Here is a 15,515-nt window from a genome sequence, read left to right as displayed (position 1 = left end):
CTCGCCCCGGGACCATCCGGGGGCCGGGCCGGCCACGTGCGTCACCGCACCCGAAGCGGGCTTTTCGCGGGCCATAGGATGGGCGGTCACGGCGGGAGGAGCGGCGGGATGAGCGGGGTACGACGCGAGCACGACGGGCCCGTCGGCGCCCCGCGCGCCGGCGCCGGGTGGCGTTGGCGCTGCCACGCGCGGCGGCACGACGCCACCGCGTGCCGGCGTGATCGCGCCCGGGCGCTGGGCGTGGTGGCCACGGCGGTGCCCCGGTGAGCCCGCGCGGCTGGGCGTTGTTGACGTTGGCCGGGTTGACGGTGGCCCTGCTGGTGACCGTCGCCGTGTTCGTCCCCTGGCACCGGCCCCCGGCCCCCGTGCCGACCAGCTCGCCGCTCTGCGGGATCTCCCGGCCGACCAGGTGGCCCGGGGCGTGAGTTCCGCGCCGCGCTGCGCCCCGGCGGCTACGCCGCGCTCGCCGTGGGGCTGCTGATCGCCGTCGCGCTGGGGCTCACCCCGCTGGGCAGTCGCCTGGTCGAGCTGGTGGGCCGGCCCTTCGGTGGGCACTGGATCGCCCAGGCGGTGCTCGGCGGCCTCGCCGTGGTGCTCGTCGCCGACCTGCTCACCCTTCCGTTCTCCGCCTGGCGGCAGACCGTCCTGACCCGCTACGGGCTCAGCACCAACGGATGGAGTGGCTGGGCCGTCGACCTGCTCAAGTCGTACGCGGTGAGCGCCGTGATCGGTGCGGTGGCGCTCTTCGGCTTCTACCTGGTCATCCGGCTCGCGCCGCGCTGGTGGTGGGCGCTGGGCGCGGCGGGCGCGGCCCTGCTGGTGGTGCTGCTGTCGTTCGTGCTGCCGGTGCTCGTGGAGCCGGTGTTCAACAAGTTCACCCCGATGGAGCAGGGTGCGCTGCGCACCGAGCTGATGAGCATGGCCGCCCGCGACGGGGTGCCGGTGCGCGACGTGCTCGTCGCCGACGCCTCCCGGCGGACCACGGCGGTCAACGCGTACGTCTCCGGCCTCGGCCCGACCCGCCGGGTGGTCGTCTACGACACGCTGCTGCGCGAGGCCGACCCCGCCGAGGTGACGGCCGTGGTGGCGCACGAGCTGGGCCATGCGAAGGACTCCGACGTGGCGGTCGGCACGCTGACCGGGGCGCTGGGTGTCGCCGCCGCGGTGGTGGCCCTCTACCTGCTCGGCTCGTGGGGGCTGCTCCTGCGGTTGGCCGGCGTCGACTCGATCGCCCATCCACGCGCGTTTCCGCTGGTGATTGCCCTGGTCACGGTGGCTGGTCTGGTCGCCACCCCGGTGCAGGCGCTGGTGTCGCGGCGGGTGGAGGCGCGGGCCGACGCGCACGCGCTCGCGCTCACCGGCGACCCGGCGGCCTTCGAGTCGATGCAGCGCCGTCTCGGCACGGTCAACCTGGGCGACCCCGACCCGCCGCGGTGGGAATACCTCTACTCGGCCTCGCATCCGTCCACCGTGGAGCGGATGGCCGCCGCCCGCGCGTACGCCCGGGAGGCACGCCGATGAGCCGCACCTTGCTGATCACGAACGACTTTCCGCCCCGCCCGGGTGGCATCCAGTCCTTCGTGCACAACCTCGCCGTGCGTCAGCCGGCGGGGTCGGTGGTCGTCTACGCGTCGAGCTGGCGCGGTGCGGAGAAGTTCGACGCCGACCAGCCGTTCGAGGTGATCCGGGAACGCACCCGGGTGCTCCTGCCCACCCCGCTGATCGCCCGGCGTGCCGCCCGGCTCGCCCGCGCGTACGACTGCGACACGGTGTGGTTCGGCGCGGCGGCCCCGCTGGGGTTGCTCGCCGCCGGTCTGCGCCGGCGTGCGGGCGTACGCCGGGTGGTGGCGCAGACCCACGGCCACGAGGTGGGCTGGGCGGCGCTGCCGGCCGCGCGGCCGGCGTTGCGGCGCATCGGGCGTGGTGTCGACGTGACCACCTACCTCGGCGAGTACACGCGCGCCCGGCTCGCCCGGGTGCTGGCCGGGGTGACCGACCTGCGGCGGCTCGCGCCGGGCGTGGACGTGGACGCCTACCACCCGTCGGTGGACGGCGAGCCGGTCCGGGCCCGGTTGGGGCTGACCGACCGGCCGGTGGTGGTCTGCGTGTCGCGTCTCGTGCCGCGCAAGGGCCAGGACATGCTGATCCGGGCACTGCCGGAGATCCGCCGTCGGGTGCCCGACGCGGCGCTGCTGATCGTCGGCGGCGGGCCGTACCGGGCCACCCTGGAGAAGCTGGCCCGCCAGACCGGCGTCGAGCGGGACGTCGTCTTCACCGGCTCGGTGCCGGCGGCCGACCTGCCCGCGCACTACGCGGCCGGCGACGTCTACGCCATGCCCTGCCGTACCCGCAACCGCGGCCTGGACGTGGAGGGGCTGGGCATCGTCTACCTGGAGGCGTCCGCGACCGGCCTGCCGGTGGTGGCCGGCGACTCCGGCGGCGCGCCCGATGCGGTCCGGGAGGGCGAGACCGGGTACGTGGTCCGTGGCCGGGACGTCGCGCAGCTCGCTGACCGGGTCGCCCGGCTGCTCGGCGACCGGGACCTGGCCCGCCAACTCGGGGCGGCCGGCCGGGCGTGGGTGGAGCGGGAGTGGCGCTGGGAGGCGCAGGCGCAGCGGATGGCGGCCCTGCTGGCCGGCTGACCGTCGCCGCCGCTGCTGCTCAGGGTCGGGTCTGCCGGGGCGGGGCGTAGCTGGGGACGTACTCCTGGTCGGTGAGCCCTTGGATCGCGGCCATCACCTCGTCGGTGATGGCCCGGATGTCGCGCGGCCCGGTGATGCGGCCGGCGACCGGGATCGCCGGGCCGAAGCGCAGGGCGACCGGGTGTCGGCGGGGGATTCGCGCGTCGACCGGCAACACCTCGGCGGTGCCGAGTACGCCGACCGGGATGATCGGCACCTCGGCGTCGCGCGCCAACCGGGTCATTCCGGTGCGGCCGCGGTAGAGCCGCCCGTCGGGGGGCGGGTGCCCTCCGGGAAGATGGCGACGAGACCGCCGGCGCGCAGCACCGGCACGGCCGCGTCGAAGGCCGTGAGGGCGGCCCGGCCGCCGGCCCGTTCGACGCGGATGGCGCCCATGCCGGCCACGACGTGCCGGCTGAGCCAGCTGCCGGTGAAGTACTCGGCCTTGGCCCAGAACGTCACGTGTCGGGGTGTCAGGCAGGCGAGGACCACCTGGTCGGCGACGGACAGGTGGTTGCTGGCGAGGATCGCCCCGCCTCGGCGGGGCAGGTGCTCCAGCCCTTGGACGCGGGGTCGCCAGCCCAGTCGCAGGGCCGAGCCGACGGTCAGTTTGCTGAGGTCGTACAGCAGGGGCACGTCTTCTCCCGTTCAGTTCCGTGCGGGGCCGAGGTGCGCGTCGAGCGCGGCCCGCAGCACGGTGTCGTCGTCGCGGTCGCCGGTGGCCAGCGGCAGGCTGCCCCAGGCCCAGAGTTGAGCGATGCCGTGCAGGTTGGCCCAGAGCGCGCCGGCCACGACCGGCGCGGGTGGGGCGGTCGGCCGGCGTGTCTGGGCAACCAGGTCGGTCAGGAGGGTGAACAGCGGCAGGCTCGTCTCGCGCAGCCGCAGACGGCTGCTGGCCAGCAGGTCGTGGCGGAACATCAGCTCGAACATGCCCCGGTGCCCGGCGGCGAAGTCCAGGTACGTCCGGGCCAGCGCGACCAGTCGGGTACGCGGCTCCGCGCCGGCCGCGTGCATCGTCCGCTCCACCCGGGCGGTGAGGTCGGCGAAGCCCTCCCGGGCGATGGCCGAGAGCAGGTCGACGTGGGTGGGGAAGTAGCGGCGCGGGGCGCCGTGCGACACGCCCGCCCGACGGGCGATCTCCCGCAGGGACACGGCGGACTGGCCCTCACGCAGCACGAGGTCGACTCCGGCCGCCACCAGCCGGTCCCGGACTCCGGCCTCCTCCACGGTCATAGACACTGTCTACCAGTTCGCCGTAGACATTGTCTACGGCGGTGGGTGACGGTGTGGGCGCCCGTGCGGGCTCAGCGCATGCGGGCCAGGATGCGGTCGGCAGGGGCCGGGCGCCCGAAGTGCCAGCCCTGGGCGGCGTCGCAGCCGATCGCCCGCAGCCGCTCGGCCTGCCCGGCGGTCTCCACCCCCTCGGCGGTCACCGTGAGGTCGAGCGCGTGCGCCAGCGACACCAGCGAGGCGAGGATCCGCTCGTCGGTACGCCCCACCGCCGGCGACCGCAGGCCAGCCACGAACTCGCCGGCCACCTTCAGCTCGGTGACGGGCAGATCCCGCAGGTACGCCAGATTGCTGTAGCCGGTGCCGAAGTCGTCGATGGCGATGCGTACGCCCAGGTCGGCCAGCAGCCGTAGCGCCCGGACGGGCTCCTTGGCGCTGCTCATCATCGTGCTCTCGGTGATCTCCAACTGGAGTCGTTCGGGCGGCAGGCCGGTCTGGCTCAGCAGCGTACGGACCTCCGCCACCAGGCCGGGCCGGTGCACCTGCCGGACGGCCAGGTTGACGCTCACGAACGGCGCCTGCGCGCCGCCCGTCGTCGACCACGCCTCCGCCTCCCGGCACGCCTCGGCGAGCACCCACCCGCCCAGTTGCACGATCAGGCCGGTCTCCTCGGCCAGCGCGATGAAGCTGTCCGGCCGTAGGACGCCCAGCTCCGGGTGTCGCCACCGGACCAGCGCCTCCACACCGAGCAGTCGGCCGTCGCGCAGCGAGGTCAGGGGCTGGTAGTCGAGATAGAACTCGCCCCGCTCCAACGCGGCCGGGATGGCCGCCGACAGGGCGTACCGGGCCAGCTCGCGGCGGTTGCGCTCGGCGTCGTAGAGCGCCCAGCGCGCCCCTCCGGCCGACTTCGCCCAGTGCAGGGTGCTGTCGGCGGCCCGCATCAGGTCACTCGGGTTGGAACCCGCCACCTGCCGCTCGACGATGCCGATGCTCGCCGTGACCTGAAGCTCGTGCCCGTCGACCACCGCCGGGGTCCGGACCGCGGCCAGAGCGCTCTCGGCGACCTCCACGACCGCGTCGGTGCCGCCCGCGCCCTCCACCAGGATGACGAACTCGTCCCCACCGAGGCGGGCCACCAGATGCTCACCGAGGGACTGGCGCAGCCGGTCGGCCACCGTGGTCAGCAACCGGTCGCCGACCTGGTGTCCCAGCGTGTCGTTGACCACCTTGAAGCGGTCCAGGTCGAGGAAGCACACCCCGACGCGCTGGGCGCCCCGGCCCGGCTCGTTGAGCGCGGCGGTGAGCCGCTCGGTGAACAGCGTCCGGTTGGGCAGACCCGTGAGCGGGTCGTGGGTGGCCTGGTGGCGGAACCGCGCCTCGCTGGCCCGCAGCGCCCGTTCGGCCTGCGTACGCGCCATCATGGCGGCCCGGCGGATGGACTCCTGCTCATCGAGCGTGCGGTCCCGCAACGCGCGGGCGTAACCGGTCGCCACGGCGGCCAGGAGTCGGGCCATCCGGTCCTCGACGTCCTCGGACACCAGTCCCAGGTCCCGCACGAGCCGAAGCTGGATCACCTCGACGGTACGGCCCAGTCCCTCGGCGGACGCGATGTGCGCGGCGACCAGCTCCGCACCGACCCGGTGCCCGGCCCGCAGGTCGAACGGCTCGGCGAGCAGCGCCTGGGCCAACTGACCGGCGAGCCTCTGCAACAGGGCCTCGAGCTGGGCCTGTGTCATCGGTAGGTAGCTCGTGCCAGAGACCGCCTTGGCCCAGGCGCGGGCGAAGGTGCCGGGGCGGGTGACCGCCGAGGGCGGCTCAGTCACCGAGTCGCCCGACGCCGCCCATGAAGACCGCCCGCTCGGCGTCCTCCGCGCTCTCGGGGGTGTCCGGTCGCCACTGTGGCACCCAGACGACACCCGGATCGACCAGCTCGAACCCGTCGAAGAGGGCGGTCAACTCGGCCCGGTTGCGAATGGTGAGCGGGCTGTCGGTGCGCCGGTAGACGCGTTCGGCCTCGGCGCGCTCCTCCCCGGCGCGGCCGTCGTCGCTGGCCTGCGACAACACCAGGTAGCTGCCGGGCGCCAACGCGTCCCGAAGCGTCGCCAGCAACTCCGCCGGCCGGTCGTCGTCGGGGACGAAGTGCAGGACGGCCACGATCATCACCGCCACCGGCTGGCTGAGGTCGAGCAGCCTGCGCGTGTCGGGATGCGCCAGGATCCGCTCCGGGTGCCGCAGGTCCTCCTGGACGATCGTCGCCCGGTCGTTGCCGGCCAGGATCTCCCGGCTGTGCGCCACCGCGACCGGGTCGACGTCCACGTAGACCACCCGCGACGCCGGGTCGATCCGCTGGGCGATCTCGTGCACGTTGCCGACCGTGGGGATGCCCGAGCCGATGTCCAGGAACTGGCGTACGCCGGCCTCGGCGAGGTGGTGGACCGCCCGGCGCAGGAACGCCCGGTTGGCCTGCGCGGCCAGCGGCGCCTCCGGTACGGCCGCCACCATCGCCTGCGCGGCGGCCCGGTCGGCGGCGAAGTTGTGCGATCCGCCGAGGTAGTAGTCGTACATCCGGGCGACGCTCGGGCGCTCGATGTCGATGGTGTCGGGCGCCCAGTCCGGCCGCTGCATGCGCTCACCCCTTGAGTCCACGACGCGGACGTCATCGCCCGCGCGCGTATTCTGCCCCCGCGGTACCCGCCAGACCATAGCGTGCCCGTCCACTCGTCGCGGACGTCGGTCGATACGCGAAGGTCCGCGCCGGCGGCGAGCCGGCGCGGACCTTCGGTTACGGGATTCCGCTCGACGAACGGGCGCGCGTTTAGAACTTCGGCGCGTCCGGCGCTTCGAGCAGGCCGAGTCGCAGCGCGGTCATCAGGGCCTGGGCCCGGTTGGCGGCGCCGAGCTTCTCGTAGAGCTTGGAGATGTGCGTCTTCGCCGTGGACTCGCTGACGAACAGCTGCTTGGCGATGCCCGCCACGCTCATCCCGTCGGCGAGCAGCCGCAGCACCTGACCCTCGCGGGGGGAGAGCTGCGGGCCGGAGGGGGCGAGCCGGCGCTTCATCGCCTCGGCCAGGTCGGCGGCGGTGAACGCGCTCGGCGACGAGGCGGCGTGCCGCGCGGCGGCCACGACCTCGTCGGCCGGGGCGGTCTTGGGCACGAAGGCGCTCGCACCGGCCTCCAGGGCGCCGAAGAGCTGGTCGTCGCCGGCGTACATGGTCAGCACCACGATGCCCATCGACGCGCTGGACTTGCGCAGCGCGCGGGTGGCCTCCAGGCCGCTGCCGTCGGGCAGCCGCAGATCCATGATCACCACATCCGGCTGGAGGGCGCCGGCCTGGCGTACCCCCTCTGCCGCGGTCGCGGCCTCGCCGACGACCTCGAACTGACGGTCGCGCTCGAAGGCGTGCCGCAGGCCCTTACGAATCAGGTCATGATCGTCGACAAGGAGAACCTTGGTGCGGGTGGCCGGTGTCGGACTTGTGGTCATCCTCGGGTTACTCCCCTTCTGGTGCTGCGCTGTCACGCACGTTATCGCGCCGGGCCGAGGTGCCGAGAACCACCGCCACGGTCGTGCCGCTGGGTTGCCGCGGCCTGATCTCCAACCGGCCCCGGATACGTTCCGCCCTCTCGGCCATGATCGCAAGACCGTACCGCCCGTCGGGGCGCTGGTCAGCCATCCCCTGACCGTCATCCGACACTTCTATTTGCGCGTACGGGGGGTCGACCTCACAGGTGACCCACAAATTGGACGCTCCGGCGTGCTTGCGGGCGTTGGTCACGGCCTCCTGCGCGATGCGCAGCAACTCGGCCTCGGTGGCGGCCGGCAGGCGGGCCGTGGACTCGTCCAGCGACAGGTGCACCCGCAACCCGCCCGACGCGCCGACGGTGCGGGCGTACTCGGCGATCGCCGCGGCCAGGCCACCCTGCCGGTCCACCTCGCTGCGCAGCTCGAAGAGGCTCAGCCGCAGCTCCTGGATCACCCGGGTCACCTCGGCGCGCAGCGTCCGCAGGGCCTCGGCCGTCTCGTCCGCGTCGTCGAAGACGGTGGCTAGGGCGTTGTCGATGCCGTAGCCGACCATCACCAACTCCTGCGCCACCCCGTCGTGGATCTCCCGGGCCAGCCGCTGGCGCTCCTCGTTGGTGGCCAGCGACCGGACCTCGTCGAACAGCAGCGCCGCCTCCAGCCGCAGCGCGGCGGGCCGGGTCAACCCGGTCACCCGGGACACGACCGGCGGCGGGTACGCCTGCGCGACATCGGCCTCCAGCACCACCAGCCCCACCGTGCGTACCCCCGCGACCAGCGGGACGATCAGCGCGGACACGTCCGGACCCCGGTGCGAGCGGGACTGCGAGCGGGCGGCGGTGGTGGCCTGCTGACTGGCCCAGGCGTCGGCGATGGCCGAGTCCGCGTCCAGCGTCGTCTCCCAGTCCACCCGGTCCGCCCCGGCCTGGGCGAGGACCACGAGCCGGCCGCCGCCGCTGGCGGACAGCACCGCGCCCCGGTCCGCCCGGGCCACCGTGCGCAGCTCGTCGATCAGGTGCTCGGAGATGCCCCCCGGGTCCAGGGTCGCCCCGGGCAGTTGCCGGGCCACCGTCCGCAGTTGGGTCAACAGCCGGGTGGCCTCGGCGTACGGCTGGGGCTTGCCGTCGGCGCGTACGGCCATCACCCGGTGCAGGGTGCCGGCGGCGTAGAGCCCGAGCGTGGCCAGGATCAACCACTGCGCGCAGACCGCGAGGTAGCCCACCTGGCCGAGTTGACGTTCCCCGTCGACCTCGGTCAACGCGCCGCTGACCAGCAGCGTGCCGGCGGTCACCGCGAGCAGCGCCGCGCCCTCGCGGAAACGGCGGCGCAGCGCGGTGACGGTAACCGGCACCGCCAGGTAGGGCAGCACGGCGGAGGCGCCCAGCCCGTCGACCGTGCCGCCGATCGACGCGACCGCGGCGACCTGGCTCGCGGCCAGCCCCAGCACCACCACCTCGGCCACCCGGCTCAGCGGCCCGACCAGCCGGTGCTGCGGTGCGAGCAGGGAGGGCAGCCCGGCGACCGCCAGCAGCGCGATCCACCACAGCTGGGTGACGTCGCGGGTGGCGAACAGGGTCAGGATCGCGACCAGCGCCAGCATCACCAGGCGGGCGGCCGCGGCGAGAGGATGCGGGTGTGGGGCGGCGGTTGTGGATGCGGGCACGTGACGGATCGTAGTCAGCCGCGGTAGATGTCGGCGATCTCCGCCGCGTACGTCTTGTGGACGACCTGGCGTTTGACCTTGAGCGACGGGGTCAGCTCGCCGGTGGCCTCGGCGAAGTCGCGGGGCAGGATCCGGAAGACCTTGATCGCCTCGGCCTTCGACACGGTCTGGTTCGCGGCGTCGACGGCGGACTGCACCTCGGCGCGCAGGCCCTCGTGGTCGCGCAGCGTCTCGACCGAGGTCTCCGGGGGGAGTCCGGCGTTCGCCAGGAAGGCCGGCAGCGCCTCCTCGTCGATGGTGACCAGCGCCGCGATGAACGGCTTCGCGTCTCCGACGACGACGCACTGACTGATCAACGGGTGCGCCCGGACCTGGTCCTCCAGCACCGCCGGCGCGACGTTCTTGCCGCCGGCGGTCACGATCAGCTCCTTCTTGCGGCCGGTAATGCTCAGGTAGCCGTCGGAGTCGAGCTGGCCCAGGTCGCCGGTGCGGAACCAGCCGTCGGGGCTGAGCGCCTCCGCGGTCGCCGCATCGTTGTGCCAGTAACCCTGGAACACCAGCTCGCCGGAGATCAGGATCTCGCCGTCGTCCTCGATCCGGACGGTCACGCCGGGCAGCGGCCGGCCGACGCTCCCGATCCGGGTGCCGGTGGGCAGGTTCGCGGCGGCGGCGGGCGACGTCTCGGTCAACCCGTACCCCTCCAGGACCGTGACGCCGACGCCGCGGAAGAAGTGGCCGAGCCGCGCGCCCAGGGCGCGCCGCCGGAGATGGCGTCGCGGCACCGCCCGCCGAGCGCGGCGCGCAGCTTGCGGTAGACGAGCCGGTCGAAGACCGCGTGCTGCGCCCGCAGCGCCAGGCCCGGCCCGCGCGAGGTCTCCAGCGCCTCGCTGTACGAGATGGCGACCTGCTCGGCGCGGGCGAAGACGCCGCCCTTGCCGTCGGCCTCGGCCTTCTGCTTGGCCGCGTTGTAGACCTTCTCGAACACCCGGGGTACGGACAGCACGAAGGTCGGGCGGAACTCCTGCAACTCGCCGACCAGGTTCTTGGTGTCCGCGCAGTGGGCGAGGGTGGCCCGCGCCTGCACCACGCCGATCTGGATGAGCCGGGCGAACGCGTGCGCCAGCGGCAGGAAGAGCAGGGTGCTCGCGCCGGCGTTGAACAGGTTCGGCAGTACGGGCACCGCGTTGGCGATGTCGGCGTACATGTTGCGGTGGGTCAGCACGCAGCCCTTGGGGCGGCCGGTGGTGCCGCTGGTGTAGATGATGGTGGCCAGGTCGTCGGCGCGGACCGCCTTGCGACGCTGCTCCACCTGGGCCAGCTCGACCGTCGCACCGGCGGCGACCAGCTCGTCGACCGCGCCCCGGTCGATCTGCCAGACGTTTGTCAGCTCGGGGAGGCGGTCGCGGACACCGGCGACCAGGTCGGCGTGGGCGTCCGTTTCGACGAGCGCGGCGACCGCGCCGGAGTCGGCGATGATCCAGGCGGCCTGCTCGGCGCTGGAGGTCTCGTAGATCGGTACGGTGACCCCGCCGGCCGCCCAGATGGCGTAGTCGAGCAGGGTCCACTCGTAGCGCGTCCGGCTCATCAGGGCGACCCGCGCGCCCGGCTGGACGCCGACGGCGATCAGGCCCCGGGCCACGGCCGCCACCTCGTCGCGGAACTGCAGGCAGGTCACTTCGGCCCAGGTGGTGGTGTCGCCGCCGTCGGCGGAGCGGGTGGCGCGGGCGAACTGCACGGTGTCCGGCGCGATCTCGGCGTTGTCCCAGACCGGATCGGTGAGGTTGGCCGCCTCGCCAACGGTGACGATCGGCGGAACGGAGAACTCGCGCACTTGCACTCCTTCGTGCTCGCACTGGCCTGGGCCGGACTCTGCCCGAGAGCGTCGGCTCTGTCGAAACCTACCCGGCGGGCGGTTCGGGTGGGGTAGGCAGGGCGCGGCGGGGGCGGCGCGGGGTGTGCGCGGCGTCAGCCGGGTAGCCTCCCCCCATGGCGGACTCCTCCACCCAGTCGATCATCATCGGCGCGTCACCCGACCGGGTGGCGACGGTCATCTGCGACTTCCCGAGTTACCCGGAGTGGACCGAGGCGGTCCGCCGTGCCGAGGTGATCGAGGAGTACGAGGACGGCTACGCCAGCCAGGTGCGGTTCACCATCGACGCCGGGGTGATGGCCGACGAGTACGTGCTCGCCTACGAGTACGCCGAGGACCTGTCCCGCGTCGAGTGGCACCTGGTCGCCCCCTCGAAGATGCAGAAGAGCCAGCGTGGCTCGTACGACCTGGTGGGGAACCCGGACGGGACCACCACGGTGACGTACACGCTGGAGGTCGAGCTGTCCGTGGGGATGCTGGGCATGTTTCGGCGCAAGGCCGAGAAAATGATCATGGATACGGCGTTGAAGCAGCTCAAGCGCCGGGTAGAAGCATCCGGCGTGGCGCAGTGACGCGTCCGGCGGTGGGGTAGAGGAGCCGAGGGTGGGCGGAACGGACCCGGGTTCGGCCCGGGAAGAGGCGGAACGTCTGGTGGCGGCCCTGCTCGCGGGGGCGCGTCTGGCGTCCAGCGGGTCGACGGGCGGCGCGTTCGGCCCGTTGGGCGGGATGTTGGCCGGTGTCCTCGGTCACAGTGCCGCTCCGGGCGGCGGCGATCGCGCCCGTGGTGGTTTCGCCACCGGTTCGGCCGAATGCTGCGTCTGCCCGGTCTGTCGTGGCATCGCCGCGTTGCGCGATCCGAGTCCGGAATTCGCCGAACGCCTCGCCACCGGCGCGGGCGACCTCGCCGCCGGCGTGGCCAGCCTGCTCCGCGCGTTCACGCCGCCGGAGCCGTCCCCGACGACCGTGCCGGAGTCGGCCGCGTCGTCGCAGGCGGCGGCCGGTGCGGGCGGCGATGGCGAGCCGGTGCGGTCCGCCTCGACCGCGCGGTCGGCCGAGGCCGTCGACGAGCACGTGTGGCGCGATGCCACCCGCACCGGGCATGATTCCCAACCGGCGCCGGAGCGGGATGTCTGGTCGGTCGCCACCCGGTCGGCGGACACGTCCGCCCCGGCCACCGCGGCACCCGTCGACGACGCCGGGGCGGTGGCCGCGCCGGTGCCGACCAGCCGACCCGTGGTGCCCGCTTCGCGGGCGTCCGACGACACCGGCGCGGACGCGCCGGGCGGCGGCGCCTGAGCGCGGGACATCGCGATCCGGACCGGCGTGCCCCGTGGCGCGCGCGATCCGGACAGCACAGCAGAGGGGAGCGGCGGCGGTGACGCTGACCATCGGAGTCGACGTGGGTGGCACGAAGGTGGCCGGCGGTGTCGTGGACGACACCGGCACGGTCCTCGTGCAGAGCCGACGGGACACCCCCGCCGACGACGTCGCGAAGACCCGCGACGTCATCATCGAGCTGGTCGACGAGCTGGCCGCCGGGCGGACGATCGAGGCGGTCGGCATCGGCGCGGCCGGCTGGATCGACGCCACCCGCTCGACCGTGCTCTTCGCCCCCAACCTGGCCTGGCGCGACGAGCCGCTGCGCGAGTACGTGAGCGCCGCCGTCGGCCTGCCGGTGATCGTGGAGAACGACGCCAACGTGGCCGCGTGGGCCGAGTTCCGCTACGGCGCGGCCCGCGCCGCCGACGACTCGATGATCATGTTCACCATCGGCACCGGCGTCGGCGGTGGCATCGTCCTCGGCGGCGAGCTGATGCGCGGCGCGCACGGCATCGCCGCGGAGCTGGGCCACATGCTGGCCGTACCGGACGGGCACCAGTGCGGCTGCGGGCGGCTCGGCTGCATCGAGCAGTACGCCAGCGGCAGCGCCCTGGTCCGCTTCGCCCGCGCCGGCGCCCGACAGGAGCCGCAGCGGGCCACCGCCCTGCTGGAGCTGGCCGGCGGCGAGCCCGAGGCGATCACCGGCCACATGGTGACCGCCGCCGCGCAGGGCGGCGACCCGGTCTCCGCCGAGGCCTTCGCGCAGATCGGCCGGTGGCTGGGCACCAGCCTCGCCGACATGGCGCAGATCCTCGACCCGCAGGCCCTGGTCGTCGGCGGCGGCGTGATCGACGCCGGTGACCTGCTGCTCGGCCCGACGCGTCGCTCGTACCTCGACGCGCTGGCCCAGCGGGGACGCCTGCCGGTGGCCGAGGTCCTCCCCGCCGAGCTGGGCAACAGCGCCGGGGTGATCGGCGCGGCCGACCTGGCCCGCCGGATCTGAGGGCGGCCAGGACATGGGCGTACCGCTGCGCGTGGTGTCGTACAACATCCACAGCCAGCGCGACGACACCGCCGCGCTGGCGGCGGTCGTCCGGGCCGCGAAGCCGGACGTCGTGATCGTGCAGGAGGGTCCGCGCCGGTTCCGGTGGCGGCAGAAGTCGGCCACGCTGGCCGAGTCGTTCGGCCTGGTGGTGGCCGCCGGAGGGCTGCCCGCCCTGGGCAACCTGCTGCTGACCAGCCTGCGGGTGCAGGTGCGCGGCGCCCGGTGCCAGCGGTTTCCGCTGACCCCGGGCCGGCACCTGCGCGGCGCGGCGTACGCCGACTGCCGGGTCGGCGACGCCCGCTTCACCCTCGCCGGCTCGCACCTGTCCACCGACCCGGCGGAACGGCCCGCGCAGGCCGCCGAGTTCCGACGCGGCCTGGACGCCGCCAATGCTCCGGTGGTGGCGGGCGCCGACCTGAACGAGGGCCCGGACGGGCCGGCCTGGGCGACGGTGTCGCGGGGCCTGACCGACGCGGCGGTCGCGGCCGACCGGGCGGAACGGCTCACCTACTCGTGCGCCGACCCGCGCCGGCGCATCGACGCGCTCTTCGTCGACCCCCGGATCACGGTGGTCGACTACGACGTGGTGGACACTCCGCAGACCCGCCGGGCCAGTGACCACTTCCCGGTGCTCGTCGACCTGCTGCTGCCCACCACGGCCTGACCCCCACCGGTCGAGACCGCCGATCGGTCCGCGCCGGGGCTGGACATCCGGCTCCGATGTGGAGAGGATTTCGCGGCGAACCGGCACCCGTGCCGCACAAAAGGAGATGTCCCGGTGTCCACCTCCACCGACCAGGGCCGGCCCGACCCGGATGCGATCCCACCCGCGCAGAGCCGCGACGGCCGCTCGCTCTCCGACCGGGGCGACACGGTCTGCGTCATCGGCGCCGGGGCCAGCGGCCTGACGGCCATCAAGAATCTGCGCGAGCACGGGTTCGGGGTGGACTGCTACGAACGCGAGACCGGCGTCGGCGGGGCCTGGAACTGGCGGCACGACCGCAGCCCGGTGTACGCCAGCACCCACCTGATCTCGTCGAAGCCGTTCACCCAGTTCCCCGACTTCCCGATGCCGGACTCCTGGCCGGACTACCCCCACCACGGCCAGCTCCTGTCGTACTTCGAGCGGTACGCCGACCACTTCGACCTGCGCTCGCACATCTGGTTCGGCACCGAGGTCGTCCGGGTCGAGCCCGCGCCGGGGGAGCGGTGGGACGTGACGACCCGCTCCACCGGCGGGTACGGCCCGGAGCGCACCTCCCGCTACGCCGCCGTGGTGATCGCCAACGGGCACAACTGGTCGCCGAAGCTGCCCCGCTACGAGGGCCTGGAGGAGTTCCGCGGCGAGATCATGCACGCGTCGTCCTACAAGGACCCGGCGCAGTTGCGCGGCAAGCGGGTGCTCGTGGTCGGTGCCGGCAACACCGGCTGTGACATCGCCGTCGAGGCCGCCCAGCAGGCGTCGCGCTGCTGGCACTCCACCCGGCGTGGCTACTGGTACGCCCCGAAGTACGTGCTGGGCCGTCCGGCCGACCAGATCAACGACGCGCTGCTGTCACTGCGGGTGCCGCTGCGGGTCCGCCAGTGGCTCTACCACTGGACGATGCGGCTGACCGTCGGCAACCTGACCCGCTTCGGGCTGCCCAAGCCCGACCACCGGGTGTACGAGACGCACCCGATCGCCAACAGCCAGCTCGTCTACTACGTGGGCCACGGCGGGATCGGCCCGGTGCCCGACATCGCCCGGTTCCAGCCGTACGCCGTCGAGCTGGCCGACGGCCGCGAGATCGACCCCGAGCTGGTCATCTTCGCCACCGGCTACCTGCCGCGCTTCGAGTTCCTCGACGCGTCGGTGTTCGGCGACAGCGCCGGTACCGGCCGTCCCACGCTCTGGCTCAACGCCTTCACGCCGGGACACCCCACGCTGGCCGTCGCCGGTCTGGTGCAGCCGGACTCCGGTCTGTTCACCCTGTCGCACTGGCAGACGGTGCTCTTCGCGCGGCTGCTGCGGGCCCGCCGGGACCGACCCGAGCGGGCCGCCGCGTTCGCGCAGCGGGTCCGGGACCGGGCCGGGGAGCGCTACGCGGGTCAGGTCAAGGACAGCAGCCGGCACTGGTTCGAGGTCGGGCACGCCGACTACCTGCGCGCCGTCCAGCGCGCCCTGATTGACCTGGAGGGTAAGTGAG

At 73.7% G+C, this 15,515-nt stretch carries 12 protein-coding genes and 3 pseudogenes; 8 read left to right on the top strand and 7 right to left on the bottom strand.

Annotated features, from left to right (window positions below):
* Positions 1–108 precede the first annotated feature (108 nt).
* The 3 genes and pseudogenes from ACQP0N_RS24315 to ACQP0N_RS24305 all read left to right on the top strand — a co-directional run bounded on the left by ACQP0N_RS24315 (position 109) and on the right by ACQP0N_RS24305 (position 2,642).
* Positions 109–267 carry a hypothetical protein gene (locus tag ACQP0N_RS24315; RefSeq protein ID WP_433114359.1) on the top strand — a complete coding sequence of 53 codons (159 nt, stop codon included), beginning with the start codon at positions 109–111 and terminating at the stop codon, positions 265–267.
* Positions 264–1,521 (top strand): annotated as a pseudogene (locus tag ACQP0N_RS24310) (M48 family metallopeptidase). Before ACQP0N_RS24315 ends, ACQP0N_RS24310 begins: the two are co-directional and overlap by 4 nt.
* Positions 1,518–2,642 carry a glycosyltransferase family 4 protein gene (locus ACQP0N_RS24305; protein ID WP_355049399.1) on the top strand — a complete coding sequence of 375 codons (1,125 nt, stop codon included), beginning with the start codon at positions 1,518–1,520 and terminating at the stop codon, positions 2,640–2,642. The pseudogene ACQP0N_RS24310 and the gene ACQP0N_RS24305 overlap by 4 nt, the downstream one beginning before the upstream one ends.
* A 19-nt stretch (positions 2,643–2,661) precedes the next feature.
* On the opposite strand, the pseudogene ACQP0N_RS24300 reads toward ACQP0N_RS24305, so the two are convergent.
* The 7 genes and pseudogenes from ACQP0N_RS24300 to ACQP0N_RS24270 form a co-directional block, all read right to left on the bottom strand.
* Positions 2,662–3,317 (bottom strand): annotated as a pseudogene (locus ACQP0N_RS24300) (lysophospholipid acyltransferase family protein).
* A gap of 12 nt (positions 3,318–3,329) precedes the next feature.
* Positions 3,330–3,914, bottom strand: a complete 585-nt coding sequence (locus ACQP0N_RS24295; protein ID WP_355049401.1) for a TetR/AcrR family transcriptional regulator — start codon at positions 3,912–3,914, stop codon at positions 3,330–3,332.
* 71 nt (positions 3,915–3,985) lie between these two features.
* Positions 3,986–5,647, bottom strand: coding sequence for a putative bifunctional diguanylate cyclase/phosphodiesterase (locus ACQP0N_RS24290; RefSeq protein WP_433121796.1), 1,662 nt, complete (start codon positions 5,645–5,647; stop codon positions 3,986–3,988).
* Positions 5,648–5,726: 79 nt separating this feature from the next.
* Entirely contained in the window at positions 5,727–6,536 is an 810-nt protein-coding gene (locus ACQP0N_RS24285; protein ID WP_355049402.1) for an SAM-dependent methyltransferase, read from the bottom strand.
* Positions 6,537–6,726: 190 nt separating this feature from the next.
* Positions 6,727–7,395 carry a response regulator transcription factor gene (locus ACQP0N_RS24280; protein WP_007072219.1) on the bottom strand — a complete coding sequence of 223 codons (669 nt, stop codon included), beginning with the start codon at positions 7,393–7,395 and terminating at the stop codon, positions 6,727–6,729.
* A 7-nt stretch (positions 7,396–7,402) separates the two neighbouring features.
* Positions 7,403–9,094 carry a sensor histidine kinase gene (locus tag ACQP0N_RS24275; protein WP_433114356.1) on the bottom strand — a complete coding sequence of 564 codons (1,692 nt, stop codon included), beginning with the start codon at positions 9,092–9,094 and terminating at the stop codon, positions 7,403–7,405.
* Between the two features lie 14 nt (positions 9,095–9,108).
* Positions 9,109–10,925: pseudogene (locus tag ACQP0N_RS24270) on the bottom strand (AMP-dependent synthetase/ligase).
* Positions 10,926–11,080: 155 nt separating this feature from the next.
* Between ACQP0N_RS24270 and ACQP0N_RS24265 the strand changes: the two are divergent.
* The 5 genes from ACQP0N_RS24265 to ACQP0N_RS24245 all read left to right on the top strand — a co-directional run bounded on the left by ACQP0N_RS24265 (position 11,081) and on the right by ACQP0N_RS24245 (position 15,514).
* A complete protein-coding gene (locus ACQP0N_RS24265) occupies positions 11,081–11,536 on the top strand; it encodes an SRPBCC family protein (protein WP_433114355.1) in 456 nt (151 codons plus the stop codon).
* A 31-nt stretch (positions 11,537–11,567) separates the two neighbouring features.
* Complete coding sequence (locus ACQP0N_RS24260) at positions 11,568–12,260, top strand: hypothetical protein (RefSeq protein WP_433114353.1); 693 nt, start codon at positions 11,568–11,570, stop codon at positions 12,258–12,260.
* A gap of 79 nt (positions 12,261–12,339) precedes the next feature.
* A complete protein-coding gene (locus ACQP0N_RS24255; RefSeq protein ID WP_355049407.1) occupies positions 12,340–13,287 on the top strand; it encodes an ROK family glucokinase in 948 nt (315 codons plus the stop codon).
* A gap of 13 nt (positions 13,288–13,300) precedes the next feature.
* Positions 13,301–13,993 carry an endonuclease/exonuclease/phosphatase family protein gene (locus ACQP0N_RS24250; protein ID WP_433114351.1) on the top strand — a complete coding sequence of 231 codons (693 nt, stop codon included), beginning with the start codon at positions 13,301–13,303 and terminating at the stop codon, positions 13,991–13,993.
* 114 nt (positions 13,994–14,107) lie between these two features.
* On the top strand, positions 14,108–15,514 hold the full coding sequence (locus tag ACQP0N_RS24245) for a flavin-containing monooxygenase (RefSeq protein WP_433114349.1): 1,407 nt from the start codon (positions 14,108–14,110) through the stop codon (positions 15,512–15,514).
* Position 15,515 lies beyond the last annotated feature (1 nt).

The sequence above is a fragment of the Micromonospora sp. CA-246542 genome (assembly GCF_050942905.1).
Taxonomy (GTDB): Bacteria; Actinomycetota; Actinomycetes; order Mycobacteriales; family Micromonosporaceae; genus Micromonospora.
Note: the sequence above shows the minus strand (reverse complement) of the source record. Positions and strands in the feature narration are given on the sequence as shown.